Source organism: Streptomyces sp. NPDC002853, from assembly GCF_053591915.1.
Genome location: NZ_JBSFUS010000002.1, coordinates 335,898 through 357,636 on the forward strand (window position 1 = coordinate 335,898; position 21,739 = coordinate 357,636).

Below are 21,739 nucleotides of genomic sequence, written 5' to 3' on the forward strand. Positions count from 1 at the left end.
CGCGCGCCGTCGCGCCGTCAAGACCGGCCTGAGGAACCTGGGACCGGTTGGTTGGAAGGAAGCTAGCGAGCTTTGACGGACTCCGTAACCCACTTCGCACAAGATCTCGATACTTTTTCCACGAGCGGGACAAAGTGGCTGCAGCTCCCCCACTGCGTCCCGGTATCGCCCCCGATACACGAACTGCAAGCGCGGCAGCCGCGCCGAACACTTCTCGGGGCCGCGGCGGTGGCCCGTCGTTGCGCCGGGCTTCGGTGTTGTCGGTGACGATGCAGCCGGGGGCGATGGCGATGGCGATGGCGTTGACGCAGACGCCTGACGCGGCCCATTCGTTCGCCGGGGCTTTGGTGAGGCCGGCGATGCCGGATATGGCAGCGGTGTACGCCGGGACAAAGACCCCGCCCGGAAGCTGACCGGAGACACGGTGAAGACGATCTTTCCGTGGCCGCGGGCCCACGTCCGCCTGCTGAGCTCACGGTTGAGGAGGGACTGGCTGGTCAGGTCGACCTCGATGAGCTGGTCCCACACCTCGGCGGAGTAGTCGGCCAAGGGGTGGCGAACGATATTTCAGTTTCCGGCGTTGTTGATCAGGATGTCGACGAGACCGCGGTCGTTTTCAACTCGCTCCGCGAAGTGGCTGACGGCCTGCCGGTCGGCGAAGTCGACGCGATGGGCGGTGAAGGAACGGCGGTGCTTGGTGGCGCGGCGCTCTGCCTCGCTGCCGGTTTTTTTATGTGCGCGCTGACGCCGATGTTGTCGGCGCCGGCCTCCGCGAGAGCTTCAACGCCTCAACCTCCTTCAGGATGACACCCAGTACGTCCTCCAGGACCCAGCACTTGCGGTCACCCCAGCGACGTCGGCGGCCAGCCCGATCGTGGGAAAGTTCGATCACGAACTTCCCAGCACGTTCCGGGTCTGCGGACCGGGGGACCTCCTGCTGGATCGTGACAATGCAGGTGAAGCCGTCGACGACCACGCGCACTTCGCCTGCTCGCCATGAGCAGTCCGGGCTGTCCCTTACTTCGTAGCCGTGCGGGTGCGCGGGCCGTTGCCGTTGCGGCGTCTGGATGCCGCACCGGCGACGGCGCGCCCGTCAGTGGGGGATGCGGGACAAGACCGCCTCCAGGCCGAAGGCGAAGCGCTCGTCGAAGTTTTGCCGGAGATGGGGCAGGACGTGCTGCAGTGCGGGGTACGCGCCGTGTTCGAGGGCCTGGGCGAGCTGCGCGTCGTCCTCCTGGGCCCCCGCCTGTTCCTCCTGGGTCAGGCCGAGGGTGAAGTAGTTCACCGTCCAGGCCGTCCACGCCGCCTGCCGCTCATCGGCGCCGGCTTTCAAGAACGCGTCGACGAGGCGGTCGGCGAAACGCAGGGTGTGGGGTTCGGCCGGGTAGGTGCCGGTGACCAGGGCGGCGCCGTCGCGATGGGCGAGCAAGGCGTGCCGGTAGCGGCCGGCCAGCTCGCGGGCGCGTGCGCCGGGATTGTCGGGCAGGTCGTCGTAGCGGATGTCGGCGAGCATGGCGTCGGCCATGAGCTCCAGCATCTGCGCCTTGGTCTTCACGTGCCACAGCACGGTGTTCATGCGCACCCCCAGCCGCTCGGCGACTGCCCGGGTGGAGAGCCCGTCAAGGCCGCGCTCATCCAGTACCTGCAGGGCGGCTTCGATGACGGCGGCGCGGGTGAGCTGGCCCGCGGTGTGCTGCCCGGCTTGCTTCTTGGTCACCGACCTAGTTTACTCCACCGCAATCGTTGGTCATCGACCAAGACTGTGTCGAGGAGGAGAAAACTCATGGACTATCAGGTGGTCGTAGCAGGTGCCGGCCCGGTGGGCCTGTGGCTCGCCGGCGAACTGCGCCGCGCGGGCATCACCGTCGCCGTGATCGAACCCCGCAGCGCACGCGACAGCCGCTCCCGCGCCCTGACCGTGCACCCGCGCACCCTCGAGATCCTTGCCTCCCGCGGCGTACACCAGCCCTTCGTCAGCGAGGGCATACCACTGCCCGCAAGCCACTTCGGCGCCCTCGACTCCCGCCTGGACTTCCGTCGCCTGCCCAGCCCCTTCCCCCACACCCTGGCCCTGCCCCAGGAGCGCACCGAGGCGCTGCTGGAGGCCCAGGCCCTGGACTGGGGCGCGCACATCTGGCGCGGACACAAGGTCACCGGCTTCACCGAGCACGAGGACCACATCAGCGTGCACACCGCCACGCCGCACGGACCCCGCACCCTTCGGGCGGCCTACCTGGTGGGCTGCGACGGCGCCCGCAGCACCGTGCGCACCGCGGCCGGCATCGAAAACCCGGGCACCCCATCCACCGTGTTCGGCTGGCTGGGCGACGTGGTCCTCGACGCCCCGCCCGCCCCCGGCTACAGCTACTTCGGCCCAGCGGGCGCCCTTATGGCCGTCCCCATGCCCGGTGGCATCCACCGCCTGGTGGGCATCACCCCCCGCGACCTCACCTCCACCTGGCCCGGCGAGCTCAGCCTGGACGAACTGCGCGAAAACGTGACTGCCATGGCCGGCACCGACTTCGGCCTGCGCGACCCGCTCTGGCTCTCCCGCTACGGCAACGCCACCCGCCTGGCCCGCCAGTACCGCAAGGGCCGCGTCTTCCTCGCCGGAGACGCCGCCCACCAGCACTTCCCCGCCGGCGGCGTCGGCATGAACGCCGGCATCCAAGACGCCGCCAACCTCGCCTGGAAGCTCGCCGCCACCCTCAACGGCTGGGCGCCCGCGGGCCTGTTGGACACCTACCATGCCGAACGCCACCCCGTGGGCGCCGAGCTCACCGCCACCAGCCGCGCCCAGGTCGCCCTGATGAGTGCCTTCACGCCCGAAGGACTCGATCTGCGCGCCCTGTTCGCCCAGCTGATCACCACCCTGCCCGCCCTCCACGACCAACTGGCCGCCCAGGTCAGCTCCCTGGCCGTCACCTACCCGCCCACTACCCCCGGCGACCACCACCCGCTGACCGGCACCCGCGCCCCCGACCTCACCCTGGGAGAGACCGGCCTGTTCGCGCTGCTGCGCGTCGAACGCCACCTCCTGCTGGACCTCACCGGCAACGGCCGCCTCACCGGATACACACGCCAAGGACTGCACGTCCACACCGCCATCGCACACCAGCCACCAGCCGAGTACATCCACATCCGCGCCGCCCTCATCCGCCCCGACGGCCACGTCGCCTGGGCAAGCACCGAAGGCGACCACACCTCCCTCACCCAGAGCCTCACCACAGCCCTCGCCACCACCCACCGGACGTCGGCCGCCCACTGACCGCAATCCCTGCGCACAGGGGCTGTGAAGTCTTACGCCGGTGGCGGTCTCCAGCCACCGGGACGGTGCCGACCACGTGCGCGCGGCCGCATCGCCCACCAAGGCTGCCCCTGCCAAGCAGGCGCTGGTGGCAGGTGCTGCTGCGGGAACCTTGGGCGCACCACGCAGCAGCGGACCACCATCCCTGCCCCCTGCGAGTGATGTACTTTGACCTTCGGTCAGGTGCGGTAGACATCGGGGGACGGCGTGAAGGCACTGGGCAACGGCGATCCGGCACGTATCGGGGCGTACCGGCTCCTGGGCCTGCTCGGCGAAGGCGGCATGGGCCGCGTGTATCTGGGCCGGTCAGAGGGAGGGCGCACAGTAGCGCTCAAGGTCGTGCGGAGCGAGATCGCCCAAGTCCCCGACTTCCGGAGGCGGTTCGCGCGCGAGGTGGATGCCGCGCGGCGTGTGGCTGGGCCGTGGACCGCGGCTGTTCTCGACGCCGACGTCGAAGCGGTCGTCCCTTGGGTTGCCACGCAGTACATCCCGGGCCCGGATCTGCACACCGCGGTCGCACAGGACTTCGGCCCACTCCCCGAGCGTTCCGTGCGCTTCCTCGCCGGCCGCCTCGCCCTCGCCCTGAAGGCCGTACACGGCGGCGGGTTGATCCATCGCGACCTCAAACCGTCGAACATCCTGGTCACGGTCGACGGGCCGCGTGTCATCGACTTCGGGATCGCGCGGGCCCTCGACGGCCTGGACACGATGGCCGCGGAATCAGCGATGACCCGCACGGGCATGGTCATCGGCTCACCGGGGTTCATGTCCCCCGAGCAGGCCCGCGGTCGCGAACTCACCGCGGCCAGCGATGTGTTCTGCCTCGGCTCCGTCCTGGTGTACGCAGCCACGGGGCGTCAGCCGTTCGGCGCGGGTGGAAAGGGTGGGCTCGCCGCCCAGCTGTTCAGTGTGGCCGAGGACGAGCCGGACCTGAGCGACGTGCCCTCTTCACTGGTGGATCTCGTGCGGGAATGCCTGGCGAAGGACCCGCACCAGCGCCCCACTCCTGAGCAGATAGCCGAGCGCACCGAGGACAGGGCGACCGAGCCCTGGCTGCCCGGTGAGGTGCTCGTTCAACTGGCTCGCCGTACCGCCGAATTGCTGGACTACGACCCGGCGCCGGCCGCCTTCGACGCATCGCAAGGCCACCCGGCCACGGTTCGCACTCCCGAGGCGCCGTCGCCTTCCTTCCCGACCATGCCCGCGCGGCCCCCTGCGGCCCCACAGCCGTCAGCCCCCGTACGGCGCCGCAGCCGTACGGCCATCACGGCAGGGGTGGCTGCCGCAGTGATCGCCACCGTTGGTGGGCTGGTTGCGCTTGACCCGTGGGGGGACGGCAGCAGCGGCAGTGGTGGAGCAGCTGGAAAAGGGGAGGCAGCTGAGGCAGCGGGCAGGCTCACCAATGACACTGTCCCGCGCAAGTTCTCGGGCACATGGGAGGGTCAGCTCGCCAAGGAGGGCGCGATGAAGAGCGATCGCGTCGTACGAGTCGAGATCCTGCCCGGCGACGACAAGATTGCTGTGCAGACGGTCGACTCCGAGCGGTTCTGCATGGTGGAATCCGCCCCGGTAAAGGTCAAGAAGGAGTTCTACGACCGGCTGGTCCTTGGCACGCCGAAGTTGCGGACCGGCGCACCCGCATCGGAGAAGGACGCGTGCGCGGGGCAGCGGGCCGGCAGCCTCGTTGCGGACAGCAGCGAGGGCACGACCCTCAAGTGGGAGTTCGGCGACGTGGCGGTCACGCTGTTCAAGAAACCGAAGCGCGCCGTTCAGCAGAAGGTGCCGACCGCGTTCACGGGCCACTGGCAACTCAGGCAGGACGACGGCGGTTTCTCGCCAGACCGGCGCCTCCAGCTCCAGACGGTCACCGTCGATCCGGGAAACGTGCTCCTCACCAGCAAAGTCGCCGTCTCCCTCAAGGCCGGGAAACCCGGCAAGGCCACATGGTGCTATTACCAGGGCGGCGTGTTCTCGGTATCCGGCGAAAAGAAGGACATCCTCTTCACCACGAACCTGGAGCCGGGATCCCCACCGGACGACTCCACCTGCCCCGCTTCCCTGCCCGCCCAGATGTACACAACGGGGACTGACGACAAACACCTGGGGATGATCACCATGGGTTCCCAGGGAGTCGCCGCCGTCGGCTCCGGCGGCCTTCAGCGCGCCACTCCCTGATCCCGATTGCGAGATCCTCGCGCCCAGGGCCAGGCAGCCTCCACCCGGGACGGCCCACCAGCCACACAGGTGCGCCAAAATCTTGCTGAACGGTCCCGGTCGGATGTTCAGCGCTGCCCGGCAGAGAGATGGCGAGTGTCACCAAGGCTGACGACTCGGCGGTTATGAAAGAAGTCGTCTTCGCGCAACGTGGTGGTACTGCCCGAGGGGGCCCGGAAACTGACACAGTCGGCCGACTCGATCGGCATCTTGATCCAGGAGGCCAGGACGAAGGTCAGCGAGCCGCCGGGCGTCACGATGATCTCGTGCTCGCAGGGGCGCTGCAGGATCTCGTCCATGGCTGCATAGATGCGATGTACCCACTGCGCCTTCGTCTCGGCGCCCTCCACGCCCTCGTCATGGTCCATCAGCTCCCCGACAAATGGCGGTGGGATGAAGCGCCGGGCCAGCCACTCCCGCGGCCTCCCGCCTGCTTCACCGAAGGACTTCTCCCGCGACCGGCGGTCAAGGACCGGCTTCGCGTCCAATAGTGCGCCAACCGACTCGGCGGTCTGACGCGTGCGCTGCAGGTCCGAGAAGAACAGCTCGATCTCGGTGCCGTCCGGGACCTGAACCCGAAGAGCCTGGGCGATGGACGCCGCAGCACGAACCCCGGAAGGCGTCAGGTGCGAATCCTGCCATCCGCCGAGGACTCCCCAGAGGTGGTGCGTTGCCTCTGGGTGGGTGACGACATAAAGAGTGCGCACAAGAGCCTGCCCTTCGGCTGCCGACGTCCCTGCACACGGCCCACTCTCCCTTGGCCGGTTGCAGTCACGACCTGCTACACCCCAACTGGCTCCACTCCGGCATCGAGAACGCCTTCACGGCAGTGGCGATCTGACGGTGCGGGGCTGCGGGCCCGGTGGCCCTTCCCCTCGTCAGTGCAGGATCTCGGCGCGCAGCCTCTCCTGCGGCGTGTTGATGTCCCAGTAACGCACACTGCCCCGGGCGTCCTTGAAAGCACCTGTGCCGCCGGTAATGGCCATGTCGAGCGAACTCGCCTCCTTCGGCTGCAGCGATTGCATTGTCACGGCGCCACGTTCGAGCTCGATCGTGATCACAGCCTGCGACGTGACTTTCCCACCTCTGACGTACACGACCTGAGACGTCCCGGCCCCCCGACCCACGACGCGGCCGTTCTCCACCGCGGTGGCGCAGTAGACACTCATGTCGCCCAGGCTCGGCCCCGCCTCGCCGACATCGACGGACTCGTACTCAAGGTCCTTCAGTTGCAGTTCAATAACCTCGACCCGGCTCTTGTCCAAGGCATCGGCATGTGCGCCCCCAACGGTGGAAACGCCGATCGCCACGGCGGCCAGCGACAGAGCGGCGAAAGGCTTGACCAAGCTCCGGCTACGGTTGTTCCCCATCATCGAAACTCCTCATGGTGATCGACGCGTGCGAACAACTCGACGCTATGGCCGGCACATTGAGGCGTCCAAGACCAACACCATCATGACGACATAGCACCGGCGGCATCATGTCGTTGCACACCGGGCGTCAAACGAGACCCACACTTCATCGGCGTCTTCCCAGTCCGCCGCAGGCGTCAGGGACCGCGTCCCGACCCCGAGCTAGGTGTCTCGCTGTCCAGGTCTTGACCCGAACGCGAGCAGAAGAACAGCGTCGCCGTCGCCTCACACAAGTCGTTCGGCAAGACGCACATGTTCCGGCGAACCTGTGCCAGGCAGCACCGGAACGTCACAGGTTCCGGTGGCGCCTTGCCTACTGCATGACCGATCCGTGCTGATGACCTTGGGTGCACGTCAGGGGAGGTCGTAGGTGATGACGGTACGGGCCGGGACCCGGAAGACGCCGGGGTTGGTGGGAGAGACCTCGACCATGACGTTGACGCCCGGGCCTTCACCGGTGCGGTGGTAGATCCTTACCGGACCGCGCAGGGAGGAACCGCAAAGCCCGTCGGGAAGCTTGACCTCATCCTCGGCGACACCCTTGGTGCCGTACCGCTCGTCGAACGGGGATGCATCTTCGGGGAGCAGCCCTGCGCGGTGGAGGTAGTCCGGAGTGAGGTTGCTCGCGAAAGTGACCTCGGCGATGCCGCCGCCAGTGAAGTACTGCACGTCAGAGGCACCATCGGGGATCGGCGCGCCACCGGCCACGATCACGCCGGGCAACTGCACCTCGCTTCCCTCGCACGCCCTCACGTCGCCGAACGGATGGAACAAGTCATCGCGCAGGAGCCAGACAACTCCACCGGCCACCACCGTCAGAGCCAGCACCACAGCCGCCAGACGCAACAACGGCCTGCGCTGTCGGCCCGACTCGCTGGTGGACGCCGCTCTTCCGTCCGCCGGCAACAGCTCCCCCGCCCCCTGTTCGTCGGCGCCGTCTGCGGGCTGAGCCGCCCCCGGGCCGGCGCTTTGGAAATCGTTCATCAACGCCCCCTCATACAGCCCTGCTTACGGGCATGCGCAGCATACGCCGCTGGTCAACGCGTCTGCGCGGCGGCAACAGGAGCGGGCCAGACACCCCGGCCTGCGGACCCGTCACGGCCGGTCCGACGCCCACCGGGCGGCGTCCGGCACTTCGTAATGGCGCAACAGTTTCTGCTGCGTCAGCGCGGATCGCAGCGCGCCACATCCCAATGGGTCATGGTGTGGTGAAGGCACGTACATGGGTGGCGGCAATGGCGACGTTCCACTGCGCTCAGTTGCCGGCGCCGGGCGAGTTCACGCTGGTCGAACCGCCCCGCAATGGCGAGCCGACAACGCGCCCCGCCTTGTTGGATGGGGGCCCGACATCCGAGACCAGGGCAATCCTCACGACAAACGTTCCCGCACTCACACCTCCACGCGGGGATGCACGGAAAATCGCGACCTGAAGCATGTGCGTGACCGTCGACCGGAATGAGCTCCAAACCGGTGGGGCGCGCTGCCGGGCCAATGACGTCACCTCATAACGACGTACGTTCTACTGTGGTCGCGGACCGAAGGGGGACGGCGCATGGCCACCGTCGTAGATCTGATCTGCTATCCCATCAAGGGGTGTGCGGGCACGTCGATGAGCGATGGGCTCCTGACGCCGGCGGGCCTTGCCCACGACCGCAGCTTCATGGTCGTCAGCGAGGATGGAATCTTCCGCACGCAACGCCGCCACCCCCGCCTCGCCCTGATCCGGCCCATCGTCAGCACCGACGGCACTCGGCTCACGCTCGACGCGGGCGACGGCACGGGCCGCTTCGGCACGCTGTGCCTCGACGTGACGACATCCGCGCCGCGCCGCGACGTCGATCTGTTCGGCACCGCCTTTACCGGGATCGACCAGGGCAACCAAGCCGCCGCCTGGCTATCGGAGTTCCTGGGCACCCCCAGCCGTCTGGTCCGCGTGCCGCCGGAACACAACCGGATCGCCGACGGCCTGACCCCTGGCCCCTCCGGCTACGCCGACAGCAGTGCGGTGCACCTGCTGTCCCGCGCCTCCCTGGCCCTCCTCAACCAGCGGATGGCCGAGCGCGGAGCCCCGACCTTGTCGATGAACCGATTCCGCCCCAACATCGTCGTCGCAAGCCACGGCGGTCACGACCACGACAGCGGCGACTGGGCCGCGCTGCCGCACGCCGAGGACCGCGCACGCCGCATCACCATCGGCGATGCCGAGTTGGGCTATGCCAAGCTCGCGGTTCGCTGCGCCGTCACCCTGGTCGAGCAGGAGGCCGGAGCAAGGCGGGGACCGGAGCCACTGCGCACACTCGCGAGCTACCGGCGGGCGTGCGGCGGCGTCGCGTTCGGCGCGAAGTTCTCCGTGATCACGCCGGGGAAGCTGTCGGTCGGCAACGAGGCGGCCATCCTGGAGTGGGGCGACGCCATTGTGTAAAAACTCCTGAGTCACCCCATGACCTTCCGGTGCCCCGACACAACGGGCCACTCGCGTACGAGCCCCTCGCGGCACCGAACTCGACCGCGTCCGTGCGACCTGCGGGTGGATCTACACCGCCGTGAGCGCTCCAACGCCCCTCAACCGGCGAGAAGTTCACGTATCCCCCTGGGGTGGCGGGGACAGTCAACCCCCTCCCCCGCGCAACGCTCAGACGTCAGGCAAGCCACCCGCCCAGTCGCCCTGAAGGCTCCGGTGACCTGCGGCAAAGGGCCGAAGCGTAGGTGGCGGGGCGAGTGGTACCGCGTCGCCGCGGCGGTCAGATGGCGCGTGCCTGCTGGGTGGAGTGCAGTACCGAGGTCAGGAAGCGCCGCACCGCCGCCAGCTCGCGCTCGTCGAAACTCTCGGCGGCGGCCACTACTTCGCCGATGACTGGTCCGAAGAAGGCCCAGCCGAGTTCGGTGGCTTTTTCCTGGACCTCGAGCAGCACCCGCCGTCGATCAGCCGTGTCCCTGCTGCGGCTCACCAGTCCGAGCCGCTCCATCCGGTCCACGAGCGCCGTGGTGCCGGCCGAGTTCAGGCGTAGTTGTCGGCCTAGCCAGCCGGGCGTGGCCGGGGTGCCGTCCCGGTGCGCGTCCAGCAGGTGGATCAAGGCGCGCACGTCGGTGGGGTGCAGGCCGTGGCGGCTGGCGAATTCGGCGCCGAGCAGGTCGAACTCGAGGGTCACCGCGCGCAGCAGGTGTACCAGGCTCATGGTCGGGTTCCGATCGTCCATACACACTCCCAGGAGGCACGCGTAATATCTCGCTCAGCGAGATATTAGTTGCGTGAGTGTCGCTGAACGAGAGGAAGTCACGGTGCCCCGTACCACTTTCGAGCTCGTCTATGACGAGCTCCGCGCACGCTGGCCGGAGTCCACCGAGGAGCACGACGTCGCCACCCCGTACGGCCGCACCCGGGTACACGTGTACGGCCCGGCCGACGGCAGGCCGCTGGTGCTGCTGCCCGGCGGCTCTGCCACCGGACTGGTGTGGTACGCCAACGCGGCGGCCCTCGGTGAGCACCACCGGATCTTCGCGGTTGACCTGCTGGGCGACGCCGGCCGCACCGAACGCTCCGGCCTACCGCTGAAGAATGCCGAGGACTTGATCGCGTGGCTGGAGGCCCTGTTGGACGGGCTTGGACTGGCCCGCACGCACCTGTGCGGCCATTCCTACGGCGCCTGGCTGGGCGCCAGTTATGCCCTGCACGCACCACAGCGGGTCGATCGTCTCGCCCTCATCGACCCGACCCAGGTCTTCGCCGGCTTCCGTCTCCCATACCTGCTGCGAGCCCTGCCCCTGCTCATCCGTCCGCAGGAGTCCCGCGCCCGCGCCTTCCTCGCCTGGGAAACCGCGGGTAGCCGCCCGGACGAGACCTGGCAGCGCCTCTACGCCCTGGCCAGCAGCCTTCCCGACCGCAAGCTCATCGCCGGAGGCCGCCCGCGGATATCCGAGCTGCGTGTACCAGCGCTGGTCCTGCTCGCCGAGCGCAGCCAGGCCCACCGCGCGCACCACGTCGCCGACCGAGCCAGGCGCACGCTCCCGCACAGTGACGTGGTGATACTCCCGGGAGCCACCCATCACTCCTTGCCGCACACCACGCCACATCTGCTCAACGAGCAACTGCTGCGCTTCTTCGGGCCCATCAGGCACGAGGGCGAGTGACCACGTCGACGTAGTCGGCTTTCATGTGAGCACGTCGACTGGCGGCCGCCCTTCCGTCACAGGCCGACGGACCGCCGTCGGCCGCTCCGCACCACATCCGGTGGGCCTGCTCGTCGGCCCACTCCAGGAGCACTGCGCGGACGCCGCGCTTGTATGGGTCGCCCCTACCTGTCCCCGAAGCGACGGCGCCCTTCCGCCCGACTCACACGAAACTGCCCAGTCGTGGAAGGGGTGGTCGATGCGGGTGGAGCCCGCTCGGTCTTCACCCGATTCACCCAGCTCTGCCTCACCGGCACAACCCGAAGGAGACGACACCGACGAGCACCTCCCCTCCGCTTACCCCGAGTTCGTGCACACGGTGTCAGCGTGGAAGCTCAACAGTCTTTGCGGGCAACTGCCCAGGCCGTAGGCCGTCATCGCCAGGAGCAGTGTCTGCAGGAAGGCGCCGCCATCCGCGGCCAGCCGAGCCCCTGCCTCACCGTGGACAAACCGGATGGGCCAACGCGGAAGGGGTGTGACAGCCGTCGTCACACCCCTTCGGCGTAGGCGCGGGCGGACGGTAATTCCGGTCGCGCGGGGGCGTCGATGGGATATCGTGTCCGGGATTTCGCGCGGCAGGTTCTCTGCCGCCCCACTCGGCGCGCTCGGCGTCGACACGCACCGCGTGCCCTGCCCGGAAGGAGGCGAGAGACATGGACCGTGCTGAATGCGTTGCGGCCATAGTTGCCTTCGGCCGTGTGCCCTCCCTCCTCTGCGGCGCGCGGTAACACTTCCCCCTTCTTGTTTCTTGTCTTCGGCCTCTTCCTGAGATGCCGCTTGACGAGATGTCTTGGCCTGCGCGGTTCGTCGCCGCGCGGGCCTCAGGGGCGCGCGCCCGAAGACGGGCCCTTCTCTTGCTGGTCACCGTGATCTCGGCGCTCTGCGCCTCACGGCCGGCAAGAGCTCCGGCGTGAGTGACACGCGGCTGGTGAGGCAGGCCCCGGGTGCTGTCCGCGGTTCCCGCTGCCCCACCGCCATGCCATGTCCCCGTGCTGCGTGCACCGGCCCGTCGTCACCACTGCGACCGTCCTTGGCCGGCTGTCTCGACAGCACCTCGACACGAAACATGCGTGATCGCCATGAGCAAAAAACGTCACCGAGGGAAACTCCTCCCGTCCGCCCCTTCCACGGCCACCGACCGTTCCCCAAATCGCGAGGTTCCCGCCGCGACGCCGGCACCGGCACCGGCACCGGATCCGAAGCGCTGGTGGGCGCTGGCCGTCATCTCCCTCGCCCAGCTGATGGTGATCCTTGACGGCACCATCGTGAACATCGCGCTGCCCTCCGCCCAGCATGCTCTTGGCATGTCGGACGCCGACCGGCAGTGGGTGATCACCGCCTACACGCTGGCCTTCGGCGGGTTGCTGCTGCTCGGCGGCCGGATCGCCGATCTGGTGGGCCGCAAGCGCACCTTCGTCATCGGCCTGGCCGGGTTCGCCGCGGCCTCCGCGCTGGGCGGCGCGGCGGCGGGCCCCGGGATGCTGTTCGCGGCGCGGGCCCTGCAAGGTGCGTTCGCTGCGGTCCTGGCGCCCTCGGCCCTGTCGCTGCTGACGACGACGTTCACCGACCCCAAGGAGCGGGCCAGGGCCTTTGGGGCTTACGGCGCGCTGGCCGGCGGCGGCAGCGCGGTCGGGCTGATCATGGGCGGTCTGCTGACCGAGTACCTGAACTGGCGCTGGTCCCTGTACGTCAACGTGCCCATCGCGCTGGCCGCCCTGCTCGGCGCACCGGCCTTCCTGCGCGACCACTCCGGTCGCCGGGGCGGGCACCTGGACGTGCCGGGCGCGCTGCTGGGCTGCGGCGGGCTCGTCGCCCTCGTGTACGGCTTCAGCGAGGCCGAACCTCGCGGCTGGACCAGCCCGTCGGTGCTCACGCTGTTCGTGGCCGGCGTGATCTTGCTTGCCGCCTTCGTGTGGTGGCAGAGCCGCGCGGTGAGCCCGCTGCTGCCGCTGCGTCTGGTCAAGGATCGCGTCCGGGCCGGATCGCTCGCGACGATGGGCTTGGCCACCATCGGCATGTTCGGCGTCTTCCTGTTCCTGACGTACTACCTGCAGGTCGTCCTCGGCTACCCGCCGGTGCGCACGGGCCTGGCCTTCGTGCCGATCTCGGCGGGTATCGTCATCGGCGCGACCCAGATCGCGGCGCGCCTGCTGCCCCGCACAGCGCCGCGCACCTTGATGTCGTCCGGCATGGTGCTGGCCGCCGTCGGCATGGTGCTGCTCAGCAACCTGACCGTGCATGCGCGCTACGTCCCGCACGTGCTGCCCGCCCTGCTGCTGCTCGGTCTGGGCATGGGCCTGACCTTCATGCCGGTCTATGCGACGGCCACCGCCGGCGTGCCCGTGCACGACGCCGGTGTGGCCTCGGCTGTCCTCAACACCGTCCAGCAGATGGGCGCTTCGCTGGGCACCGTCCTGCTCAACACCATCGCCACCGGCGCCACCAGCCGTTACGTCCACTCGCATCAGCACGATCCCGCCCACAGCGGCGCGACCCTCAACGCAGGCATGGTGCACGGCTTCTCCGTCGCCTACTGGTGCTCGGCGGGCGTCCTGCTGCTCGCCGCCCTGGTAGCGGGCCTGACCGTACGGCACAAGACGCCGAAGCACGCCGAAAGCGACGCACCGTCCTAGCGAGCCGGGTCCGTGTCCCGCCACCCTCCGCCACACCCCCGAAGGAATTTCCATGAACCCCCTGACCGAGCGCGACATCCGTACCTCGTTCGTCAACTGCTCGAAGGGCGAGGCCAAACGCCTCCCTCTGCCCAAGAACCTGGCTGACCTCGACCACTGGGAGGACCTGGACTTCCTGGGCTGGTTCGATCTGTCCGCGCCCGATCGCAAATATCTCGTCGTCGAACGCGCCGATGAACTCGTCGGCCTGTCCCTGCGCTCCGCTTCCGGCAACCGCAGCTTCCTCCGCCGCAGCCTGTGCTCGCTATGCCTGACCACGCACCCCGGCAGCGGCGTCTCCCTGATGACCGCCCCCAAGGCAGGCCCGGCCGGCCGCGAAGGCAACTCGGTGGGCCTGTACATCTGCACCGACCTGGACTGCTCGTTGTACGTACGGGGCAGGAAGAAGGCGGCACCGGGCGGGCGCATGGAGGAGTCCCTCACGGTCGAGCAGCAGATCGAGCGCCTGCGCGGCAACCTCGACGCGTTCGTGGAGCGGGTCTTCCACTGAGGCCGGCAGGGGCTCGACGGCCATCGCCGCCGAGCCCCTTTGCGCTCCTAGAACCGCCGTCTCCTCGCGGCTCCCCCGGTATTGCGCGCCGGACCTCTGAGGGTGTTTGCACGGCGGACGGGCCCTGGAGGGTGTCGCCGTCCGTGTCGCCCAGCGCGTCCTCGCCATGGCCGCCGCTATCTGGCCAAACCAAGAGACCAGCGCCCGAGCACGCGGTCGCTGGTTGCATTCGATCACTGCATACATCGGGCGTGATCGTCTAATACTCCAGCCGTAGATCGCTGGTGCGACGTCCGACCGGCCGCGCCTACGGGTGCGTGTCCGTGATCGCGATGACCTCGTCGAGGCTGTCCAGGGCGGCCTGCAGGTCGTCGACCTTGGCCTGGATGCGGTCGCGCTCGGCGCGCAGCATGGCTCGTTGCTCGGCGTCGGTGTGCCCGGAGTCCCAGCACGGAAGGAGTTCCGCGATCCTTCGGCTGGTCAGACCGGCGGCGAACATCTGCTGGAAGAAGCGCACCAGAGTGACGGCGTCCTGCCGGTAGAGACGCTGGCCGGATGGGCTGCGCTCCGCGGTGAGCAGCCCCTGCTGCTCGTAGTAGCGCACGGCACGTACCGAGACACCGGCGCCCCGCGCCACCTCGCCGATGCGGACCAGCCGCTCGGCCGCGGCCTCCGTGACGGTCATGGTGATTCCTCTCACCTCGGGTCCTGCGGCCAACACTTGCCTCTGACGCTAACGTCAGGTTTTAGCGTACCGGGCATGGACATCAACAACTCAGTTGCCCTCGTCACCGGAGCCAACCGCGGCCTGGGCCGCGCCTTCACCCAGCGCCTGCTCGAACGGGGCGCACGCAAGGTCTACGCGACCGCCCGCCGACCGGAGACCGTGGACCTGCCCGGGGTCGAGGTGCTGCCCCTCGACATCGCCGACCCCGCATCCGTAAGGGCCGCCGCCGCGGCCGCCCCGGACGTCACGCTGCTCGTCAACAACGCGGGGATCCAGACGGGAACCGACCTGGTGACCGGTTCGCTGGACGCGGTGCGACACGAGTTGGAGACCAACGTCTTCGGTCACCTCGGAATGATCCGGGAGTTCGCGCCGACGCTCGCCCACAACGAAGGGGGCGCGATCGTCAACGTCCTCTCCGCCATGTCGTGGTTCGGCGGCAAGGGCGCCAATGCCTACCACCTGACCAAAGCCGCCGCCTGGGCCATGACCAACGGCGTCCGCCTGGAACTCGCCGAACAGGGCACGCTCGTGACAGCAGTACACCTTGGCCTGGCCGACACCGACATGGCCGCAGGCTGGCCGGTGGACAAAATTGCCCCGACGGACTTGGCCGACGCGGCCCTCGACGGTGTCGAGGCGGGCTCCGCCGAGGTCCTCGCCGACCAATGGAGTCGGGACGTCAAGTCCCGACTGCCGCTGACGCCGGAAGAGTTCAACGCCGCGATGGACCGCGCCCTGGCGGCGCTAACGGCGGCCTGAGGACCCTCGCGGCACGCTGACTTCGGTCGGCTGCCCCCTGCGGTCGGTCAATTAATGCCCCGTCCGCATTTGTGGCTCTTCATGTTGTGGCCTCGCGTCGGCGGCAATGCCAGTCGCAGGCGCGTGCCTGGTGTCTGCGACGCCATAGGGACCAGTGCAGGCGTCGATCGCGTTGGTCGTTCGGGGATACGGCGGCCAAGGCGAATAGCCGCTGTACTTCGTTGCAGGTGAGGACGATGAGTCCGGTGGGGGCGGGGTGTTCGCGGTGCTCGTCGGCGCGGATGACGCCAGGAAGGCGTGGGCGAGCATCGCGAGGATCACCCGGCGCAGCCAGGAGGTGTGGCGGAGGACCTGGTGCTCGTCCAGGCCCGCGAGGTCCTTCCCCGCTGGAAGGTCTACTCGACCTTCCAGCGGGTTCCGGCGACGCGGACCAGGATGGGCAGCGGGACTGGCCGGCAGCACTGCGCGAACTGTTCGACGACGGGGCGAAGCTAAGCGGTCGCGGGGCGGAGAGCGAGTGGCGCAGAGTCCATGATCGAGCCCATCCGGAGTTCCTGGCACGGTACGCAAGTTGGGCCCGAGAGCCGCCATGCAGCGCCAACCACCCACCCACATCCTGGGGACCGACATCACCCTGCAACGCCTTCAACGCGAGACCGTGGAGGAGATCACCGCCGCGCTGGCCGTCTCCGGACAAGACCCCCATTCCGCCGAGGGCGCCTGGCAGCACGCGCCCTCCGAAACCCAGACCACGCATGCCGCCCGCGCCGCCACCGCCCGTCACACGGAAACACACGAGACCCCCGACGCCGTCCGCAACCCCGCTCCCGCCCCGAGTGCCCTGGCTGCGGAGCCCGCCGCTGGCCGGGAGCACGGCACCAACGCGGCGACAGCCGGCGAGGAACTAGGCGTCTTTCCGGCCCTGCTGGCAGCCGCGCAGTCACCCACCGACATCAGCCTGCCCATCCCCCCTGCGGCCGCGCCCCCGGCGGCGAGTACTCCACCCGTACCCGCCGCCGAAGCATCCGGCACAGCGGGACCCGATCAGGACGCGGCGCCACGCCTCCCCGCCGCACCCGACGCCCCGGGCGGCCCCGTCATCCGAGTGCTGGGGCCGGCCACCATCCTTGGTGCCTCCGCCTCCCGGCACGGCACCCGCGAGGCACAGTTGGCCGCGCTACTGCACCTGGAGCCCGGACGCAGCGCAGGCACCCTGTGCGCGGACATGGACCCGGCCAGCCCCTGGACCACCGACACCCTCAACGCACGGCTGGGCGGACTGCGCCGCAGCCTCGGCAAAGACGACAACGGCAACTCCTATGTGCCGCGCCGGGCCGTCAAGTCCGACCCCTACACGCTGTCGACAAAGATCTGCTGCGACTGGCACCACTTCCAGCAGACCGTAGAAGCAGCCCTCCCCCACGGACCCGACGGGCTCAACCAGTTGGAAAAGGCGCTGGACCAGGTCCACGGGAAGCCCTTCGGCACCCTGGCGTTGCCCTGGAGCCAGCCACTGCAGCAGGAGATGGTGATGCGCATCATCAGCGTGGCGCACACCGTGGCCACCTACCGCCTCGCCCCTGGCCTCCACCACGACCTCACCCTGGCCCGCCGGGCCATCGCCACCGGGCTGGAAGTCGACGACACCGCCGAACTCCTCTACCGCGACTGGCTCCGAATCGAGGCCGCCGCCGGCAACCGGGGCGGCCTCAACACCGCCATCTCCCGCTTGGATGAGGTCAACCGCTCACTGAACCTCCCCATGGAAATCGAGACCGAGCAACTCATTCGCACACTCCTCGACCAGACCAGTCCCGCTAAGCCCATGTAGGTTCCGCAGTTCCGCGTGATCCTGGGCAGCGGTAACGTTCAGTAGCGGTCGCGTGCGACTGTTTGAGACCTTCCGATTCCACCAGTGCGCCCGCTTCGCACCGCTCCAGTAGGACCAAACAAGGCGCGAGGAGAAGTCGCAGCGGGCAAACACTCCTACCGCGTCGATCAGGTCAGATCCTGCGCATCGCACACGACGCCGAACCAATCCGGCACCATCCACAGTGAACAGAGGGCCAGGCGCCGCAGTCGTGGTGGCTCGGCCCCCGTGTTCGCTGGATGCGTCACCCGCATCGCCTACTCGACCGCCGCGCCCCTGATCAGGGCTGCGTGCGCGGCGGCAAGAATCTCCTCAGAGAGTGCGGAACCCTTGGTGGCCCGGGACAGAACCAGCGCACCGAACAGGGTGCAGAGACGGACGATGCCGTCCTGGTCGTCACCGCCGAGGAAGTCGGCGAAGTCGGCCACCCCCTCGGTGTAGACACGACGGGCCTCTCGACCCCCGGCTTCGCGTGCGATGTCCGTGGCGAGCGCGGCGACCGGGCACCCGTCCGCCGGGGCGTCGCGGTGTTCGACGGAGAGGTAGGCGTCGATCAACGCTCGAAGGGCGGCGTCACGCCGCCCTTCGTACTGCGCGAGCCCGGCGGTGTGTCCCCGGGCGAGCTCGTCGAAGGCGTGGGCAGTGGCCTCGTCGACGAGCGCTTCCTTGGAAGCGAACTGCTTGTAGAAGGCGCCGTGGGTCAGGCCGGCCGCCTTCATCAGGTCGGCGACGCTCACCTGAGTTCCCTGCTCCCGAAACAGCCGCGAGGCGGTGTCCACCACCCGCCTACGGTTCTCCTCCGCCTGCGTCTGCGATACGCGGCCCATGATCACCCTCCCATTTGGATGTCGACTGGCATCTATCGTAAACCCGTGTTTAGATTGGATGCGTAATCTAAATCATGCGGGTGACCCGCCAGCACCCGCCGCAGGTCAGGAGCGGACATGGAACTCAAGAACGCGGTCGCTGTCGTCACCGGCGCCAACCGGGGCCTCGGGCGGCACCTCGCCGCCCAGCTCGTGGAGCGCGGCGCGAAGGTGTACGCGGCCGCCCGCCACCCCGAGACCGTGGATGTGCCGGGTGTCATTCCGCTACGCCTCGACGTGACGGACGAGGCATCGATACAGGAGGCCACCCGCATCGCGTCGGATGCGACCTTGCTGATCAACAACGCGGGGATCTCCACCGGCGCGACGCTGATCGGAGGCGACCTGGCTGAGGTGCGCCGGGAGATGGAAACCAACTTCTATGGCCCGCTCGCCGCGACCCGCTCCTTCGCCCCCGTCATCGAGGGCAACGGCGGCGGCGCCGTACTCAACGTCCTGTCCGCCCTGTCCTGGTTCCACCCGGCCGCCCTCGGCTCCTACGCCGCATCCAAGGCCGCCGCCTGGGCACTGAGCGACGCGACCCGCGACGAGCTGGCGCCCCGGGGCATTTCTGTCTCGGCGCTGCACGTCGGCTACATGGACACCGACATGGCCGCCGGCGTCCCCGCCGACCAGAAGGTGGCCGCCGCCGACGTCGCGGCCCAGGCCCTGCACGGCATCGAAACCGGCCTGCCCGAGATCCTCGCCGACGAGACCAGCCGGTACGTCAAGCAGAGCCTGTCCGCGGCACCGCAGCCGAACGCGGGCTGACGCTCACCCTCCACCCCGACGCGACCGCGTTCCTGCCTTCCTGCCTTCCTGCCTTCCCGCCTTCCCGCCTTCCCGCCTTCCCGCCTTCCCGCAAGGACCTCTCATGCGTTACACGACCTTCGGCCACCGGACCGGACTACGCGTGTCCGAGTACGCGCTCGGCACCGCGAACTTCGGCACCCGCTGGGGCGCGGGCGCCGAGCCGGACGAGGCACGCCAGATCTTCGACCGGTTCGCCGAGGCCGGCGGCACCTTCCTCGACAGCGCGGACGGCTACCAGTTCGGCGAGTCTGAAGAGCTGACCGGAAAGCTGATCTCCGCCGACCGCGACCACTTCGTACTGGCCACCAAGTTCTCCCTCGGGGCCGCGCCGCAGCCGGACATCTCCAAGACCGGCAACAGCCGCAAGACCATGGTCGCCTCGGTCGAGGCCAGCCTGAAGCGCCTGGGCACCGACTACATCGACCTGCTGTGGGTGCACTTCCCCGATGAGCTCACTCCGCTGGAGGAGCTCCTGCGCGCACTCGACGACCTGGTGAGCGCCGGCAAGATCCACCATGCCGCGCTGTCCAACTTCCCCGCTTGGCGTGTCTCGCGCGCGGTAACCCTCGCGGACCTGAAGAACTGGGCCCCGATCGTGGGCATCCAGCACGAGTACAGCCTCGTCGAGCGCACCGCCGACCGCGAACTGCTACCCATGGCCGAGAGCCTCGGGCTCGGCGCCGCCCTGTGGTCCCCGCTCGGCGGCGGACTGCTCACCGGCAAGTACCGCGGCTCCACCGAGGGACGCCTGAGCGACCTGGGCGTGGTCATCCACACCGAGAACACCGACCAGAAGACGGCCGTCGTCGACACCGTCCTGGCCATCGCCGAAGAGACCAGGGTGACGCCCGCCCAGGTTGCAGTGGCCTGGGTCCGCGAGCGCGCCGCCCGCTCCGCGGCCACGCTCGTCCCGATCATCGGCCCGCGCAACCTCTCCCAGCTCGACAGCTACCTCGCAGCTCTCGACGTCCAGCTGACCGACGCGCAGTACACCCGCCTCGACGAGGTCAGCGCGGTGCCGCTCGGCGTACCGCACGAGGGCATCGCGGGCTCTCTGGGCCGCCTCCAGGGCGGCGACGCGAGCAGCGTCATCACCCCGGCCGTGCCGGTGGCCTGAGCCCGCTCAGACGGCCGACGCCCAAGGCTCCGCGCAGGCACTGGCCACTGCCGCGCCGACGCGGAGCGCACAGGCGAAGAGAACACCACAGCCTGTCTCGTACCGACAGAAACAGATCACGGACAGAGCACCCGTCCCCGCTTGTGCGGGAGACCGACCGAACGGAAAACAACAATGAAGGCCTTCATGGTCGAGAAGTACGGCGACCCGACCACGGTGCGCGCCGGGGATGTACCCGAACCCCAGGTGGGCGCCGAGGATGTCCTGGTCAGGATTGACGCGGCGAGCGTGAACCCGCTGGACATGAAGATCCGCAAGGGGGAGTTGAAGACGATCGTGCCCTACCGTCTCCCGCTCGTCCTGGGCAACGACTTCGCCGGGACCGTCGTCCGCGTCGGATCGTCCGTCACCCGCTTCGCGGTGGGCGACGAGGTCTACGCGCGGCCCGACAAGGACCGTATCGGCACCTTCGCCGAACTCCTCGCCGTCCACCAGGACGACCTGGCCCTCAAGCCCGCGACGCTCACCCTGACCGAGGCCGCCTCCCTCCCCCTGGTCGCGCTGACCGCCTGGCAGGCCCTGGTCGAGCGGGCGAACATCCAGCCGGGGCAGAAGGTCCTCATCCACGCGGGTGCCGGCGGCCTGGGATCCATCGCCATCCAACTGGCCAAGGCACTGGGCGCGTACGTGGCCACCACCGCGAGCACCGCCAAGGTCGACCTCGTCAAGGACCTCGGCGCGGACGAGGTCATCGACTACCGCACCCAGGACTTCTCCACCATCCTCACCGGCTACGACCTCGTCCTGGACTCCCTCGGCGGCGAGAACCTCACCAAATCCCTGCGCGTCCTCAAGCCCGGCGGCCTGGCCATCTCCGTCGCGGGCCCGCCCGACCCGGCCACCGCCCTCGAACTCGGCTCGAACCTGGTGCTCCGCCTGGGCATCGCCGCGCTCAGCGCCAAGGTCCGGCGCCAGGCAAAGCGTCTCGGTGTCACGTACTCTTTCCTGTTCATGAAGGCCAGCGGCGACCAACTGCGCGCACTCACCCCCCTCATCGACGCCGGGAAGATCCGCCCCGTCGTCGACCGGGTCTTCCCCTTCGACGAGACCCTTCAGGCCATGGAGTACGTCGAACAGGGCCGCGCAAAAGCCGGCAAAATCGTCGTCTCCATGACGTAGGGCGGGCACGCCGACAACGGCCAGCTCCACCAGAGGACCACGCACGTCGAGCAAAGCGTGATGCGTTCGGTCACGGGCAAGGCGCCCGGCTTCGCCAGGGCCGTCATCATCTGAAGGCGATC

19 protein-coding genes and 1 pseudogene are annotated in these 21,739 nt (G+C 68.8%); 12 read left to right on the forward strand and 8 right to left on the reverse strand.

The annotated features are described in order from the left end of the window. Positions 1-552 precede the first annotated feature (552 nt). The gene (locus ACWD02_RS06050; protein ID WP_451204940.1) at positions 553-807 is read left to right on the forward strand and encodes a hypothetical protein; all 255 of its coding nucleotides are present in this window, start codon (positions 553-555) and stop codon (positions 805-807) included. Positions 808-1,093: 286 nt separating this feature from the next. Here ACWD02_RS06050 and ACWD02_RS06055 read toward each other — a convergent pair whose 3' ends face one another. Next, positions 1,094-1,717 (reverse strand): TetR/AcrR family transcriptional regulator C-terminal domain-containing protein, encoded by a 624-nt coding sequence (locus ACWD02_RS06055; protein ID WP_451204942.1) that lies wholly within the window; start codon positions 1,715-1,717, stop codon positions 1,094-1,096. A 66-nt stretch (positions 1,718-1,783) separates the two neighbouring features. Here ACWD02_RS06055 and ACWD02_RS06060 point away from each other — a divergent pair, with 66 nt between their 5' ends. Together ACWD02_RS06060 and ACWD02_RS06065 are read left to right on the forward strand one after the other, a co-directional pair. Next, on the forward strand, positions 1,784-3,268 hold the full coding sequence (locus ACWD02_RS06060; protein WP_451204944.1) for an FAD-dependent monooxygenase: 1,485 nt from the start codon (positions 1,784-1,786) through the stop codon (positions 3,266-3,268). A 246-nt stretch (positions 3,269-3,514) separates the two neighbouring features. Beyond that, positions 3,515-5,482: a serine/threonine-protein kinase gene (locus ACWD02_RS06065; protein WP_451204946.1), complete on the forward strand. Its 1,968-nt coding sequence runs from the start codon at positions 3,515-3,517 to the stop codon at positions 5,480-5,482. Positions 5,483-5,589: 107 nt separating this feature from the next. Here the strand turns inward: ACWD02_RS06065 and ACWD02_RS06070 are convergent, their stop codons facing one another. The 3 genes from ACWD02_RS06070 to ACWD02_RS06080 form a co-directional block, all read right to left on the reverse strand. Further along, positions 5,590-6,228, reverse strand: a complete 639-nt coding sequence (locus tag ACWD02_RS06070) for a histidine phosphatase family protein (RefSeq protein ID WP_451204948.1) — start codon at positions 6,226-6,228, stop codon at positions 5,590-5,592. Between the two features lie 171 nt (positions 6,229-6,399). Further along, positions 6,400-6,894, reverse strand: coding sequence for an allene oxide cyclase barrel-like domain-containing protein (locus ACWD02_RS06075; RefSeq protein WP_451204950.1), 495 nt, complete (start codon positions 6,892-6,894; stop codon positions 6,400-6,402). Positions 6,895-7,287: 393 nt separating this feature from the next. Continuing rightward, complete coding sequence (locus ACWD02_RS06080; RefSeq protein ID WP_451204952.1) at positions 7,288-7,917, reverse strand: hypothetical protein; 630 nt, start codon at positions 7,915-7,917, stop codon at positions 7,288-7,290. A gap of 568 nt (positions 7,918-8,485) precedes the next feature. Between ACWD02_RS06080 and ACWD02_RS06085 the strand changes: the two genes are divergently transcribed. Next, positions 8,486-9,355 (forward strand): MOSC domain-containing protein, encoded by an 870-nt coding sequence (locus tag ACWD02_RS06085; protein ID WP_451204954.1) that lies wholly within the window; start codon positions 8,486-8,488, stop codon positions 9,353-9,355. Positions 9,356-9,674: 319 nt separating this feature from the next. On the opposite strand, the gene ACWD02_RS06090 is transcribed toward ACWD02_RS06085, so the two are convergent. Further along, complete coding sequence (locus ACWD02_RS06090; protein WP_451204956.1) at positions 9,675-10,130, reverse strand: MarR family winged helix-turn-helix transcriptional regulator; 456 nt, start codon at positions 10,128-10,130, stop codon at positions 9,675-9,677. A gap of 82 nt (positions 10,131-10,212) precedes the next feature. On the opposite strand from ACWD02_RS06090, the gene ACWD02_RS06095 reads away from it, so the two are divergent. The 3 genes from ACWD02_RS06095 to ACWD02_RS06105 all read left to right on the forward strand — a co-directional run bounded on the left by ACWD02_RS06095 (position 10,213) and on the right by ACWD02_RS06105 (position 14,283). Further along, positions 10,213-11,061: an alpha/beta fold hydrolase gene (locus tag ACWD02_RS06095; RefSeq protein ID WP_451204958.1), complete on the forward strand. Its 849-nt coding sequence runs from the start codon at positions 10,213-10,215 to the stop codon at positions 11,059-11,061. Between the two features lie 1,118 nt (positions 11,062-12,179). Beyond that, positions 12,180-13,733, forward strand: a complete 1,554-nt coding sequence (locus tag ACWD02_RS06100) for an MFS transporter (protein ID WP_451204960.1) — start codon at positions 12,180-12,182, stop codon at positions 13,731-13,733. A 52-nt stretch (positions 13,734-13,785) separates the two neighbouring features. Further along, entirely contained in the window at positions 13,786-14,283 is a 498-nt protein-coding gene (locus ACWD02_RS06105; protein WP_451204962.1) for an FBP domain-containing protein, read from the forward strand. Between the two features lie 307 nt (positions 14,284-14,590). Here ACWD02_RS06105 and ACWD02_RS06110 read toward each other — a convergent pair whose 3' ends face one another. Continuing rightward, complete coding sequence (locus tag ACWD02_RS06110) at positions 14,591-14,968, reverse strand: MerR family transcriptional regulator (RefSeq protein WP_451204964.1); 378 nt, start codon at positions 14,966-14,968, stop codon at positions 14,591-14,593. Positions 14,969-15,043: 75 nt separating this feature from the next. Between ACWD02_RS06110 and ACWD02_RS06115 the strand changes: the two genes are divergently transcribed. Beyond that, positions 15,044-15,772 (forward strand): SDR family oxidoreductase, encoded by a 729-nt coding sequence (locus ACWD02_RS06115; protein ID WP_451204966.1) that lies wholly within the window; start codon positions 15,044-15,046, stop codon positions 15,770-15,772. A gap of 79 nt (positions 15,773-15,851) precedes the next feature. Here ACWD02_RS06115 and ACWD02_RS06120 read toward each other — a convergent pair. Beyond that, positions 15,852-16,227, reverse strand: a pseudogene (locus tag ACWD02_RS06120) (IS701 family transposase); the annotation flags it as partial. A gap of 134 nt (positions 16,228-16,361) precedes the next feature. Between ACWD02_RS06120 and ACWD02_RS06125 the strand changes: the two are divergent. Further along, positions 16,362-17,603: a bacterial transcriptional activator domain-containing protein gene (locus ACWD02_RS06125; protein WP_451204968.1), complete on the forward strand. Its 1,242-nt coding sequence runs from the start codon at positions 16,362-16,364 to the stop codon at positions 17,601-17,603. Between the two features lie 296 nt (positions 17,604-17,899). Here the strand turns inward: ACWD02_RS06125 and ACWD02_RS06130 are convergent, their stop codons facing one another. After that, the gene (locus ACWD02_RS06130) at positions 17,900-18,469 is read right to left on the reverse strand and encodes a TetR/AcrR family transcriptional regulator (RefSeq protein WP_451204970.1); all 570 of its coding nucleotides are present in this window, start codon (positions 18,467-18,469) and stop codon (positions 17,900-17,902) included. 117 nt (positions 18,470-18,586) lie between these two features. Here ACWD02_RS06130 and ACWD02_RS06135 point away from each other — a divergent pair, with 117 nt between their 5' ends. The 3 genes from ACWD02_RS06135 (at position 18,587) to ACWD02_RS06145 (ending at position 21,617) form a co-directional block, all read left to right on the forward strand. Beyond that, on the forward strand, positions 18,587-19,279 hold the full coding sequence (locus ACWD02_RS06135; protein WP_451204972.1) for an SDR family oxidoreductase: 693 nt from the start codon (positions 18,587-18,589) through the stop codon (positions 19,277-19,279). A gap of 103 nt (positions 19,280-19,382) precedes the next feature. Next, positions 19,383-20,438, forward strand: a complete 1,056-nt coding sequence (locus ACWD02_RS06140; RefSeq protein ID WP_451204974.1) for an aldo/keto reductase — start codon at positions 19,383-19,385, stop codon at positions 20,436-20,438. Between the two features lie 174 nt (positions 20,439-20,612). Further along, positions 20,613-21,617 carry an NADP-dependent oxidoreductase gene (locus tag ACWD02_RS06145; protein ID WP_451204976.1) on the forward strand — a complete coding sequence of 335 codons (1,005 nt, stop codon included), beginning with the start codon at positions 20,613-20,615 and terminating at the stop codon, positions 21,615-21,617. Positions 21,618-21,739: the final 122 nt, after the last annotated feature.

Excerpts from the sequence above, each read along its gene's own strand:
- ACWD02_RS06100 (WP_451204960.1), top strand. The coding sequence starts at position 12,180 with ATGAGCAAAAAACGTCACCGAGGGAAACTCCTCCCGTCCGCCCCTTCC.
- ACWD02_RS06105 (WP_451204962.1), top strand. The coding sequence starts at position 13,786 with ATGAACCCCCTGACCGAGCGCGACATCCGTACCTCGTTCGTCAACTGC.
- ACWD02_RS06060 (WP_451204944.1), top strand. The coding sequence starts at position 1,784 with ATGGACTATCAGGTGGTCGTAGCAGGTGCCGGCCCGGTGGGCCTGTGG.
- ACWD02_RS06135 (WP_451204972.1), top strand. The coding sequence starts at position 18,587 with ATGGAACTCAAGAACGCGGTCGCTGTCGTCACCGGCGCCAACCGGGGC.
- ACWD02_RS06080 (WP_451204952.1), bottom strand. The coding sequence starts at position 7,917 with ATGAACGATTTCCAAAGCGCCGGCCCGGGGGCGGCTCAGCCCGCAGAC.
- ACWD02_RS06145 (WP_451204976.1), top strand. The coding sequence starts at position 20,613 with ATGAAGGCCTTCATGGTCGAGAAGTACGGCGACCCGACCACGGTGCGC.
- ACWD02_RS06140 (WP_451204974.1), top strand. The coding sequence starts at position 19,383 with ATGCGTTACACGACCTTCGGCCACCGGACCGGACTACGCGTGTCCGAG.
- ACWD02_RS06130 (WP_451204970.1), bottom strand. The coding sequence starts at position 18,469 with ATGGGCCGCGTATCGCAGACGCAGGCGGAGGAGAACCGTAGGCGGGTG.
- ACWD02_RS06075 (WP_451204950.1), bottom strand. The coding sequence starts at position 6,894 with ATGATGGGGAACAACCGTAGCCGGAGCTTGGTCAAGCCTTTCGCCGCT.
- ACWD02_RS06090 (WP_451204956.1), bottom strand. The coding sequence starts at position 10,130 with ATGGACGATCGGAACCCGACCATGAGCCTGGTACACCTGCTGCGCGCG.
- ACWD02_RS06110 (WP_451204964.1), bottom strand. The coding sequence starts at position 14,968 with ATGACCGTCACGGAGGCCGCGGCCGAGCGGCTGGTCCGCATCGGCGAG.
- ACWD02_RS06125 (WP_451204968.1), top strand. The coding sequence starts at position 16,362 with ATGCAGCGCCAACCACCCACCCACATCCTGGGGACCGACATCACCCTG.
- ACWD02_RS06085 (WP_451204954.1), top strand. The coding sequence starts at position 8,486 with ATGGCCACCGTCGTAGATCTGATCTGCTATCCCATCAAGGGGTGTGCG.
- ACWD02_RS06115 (WP_451204966.1), top strand. The coding sequence starts at position 15,044 with ATGGACATCAACAACTCAGTTGCCCTCGTCACCGGAGCCAACCGCGGC.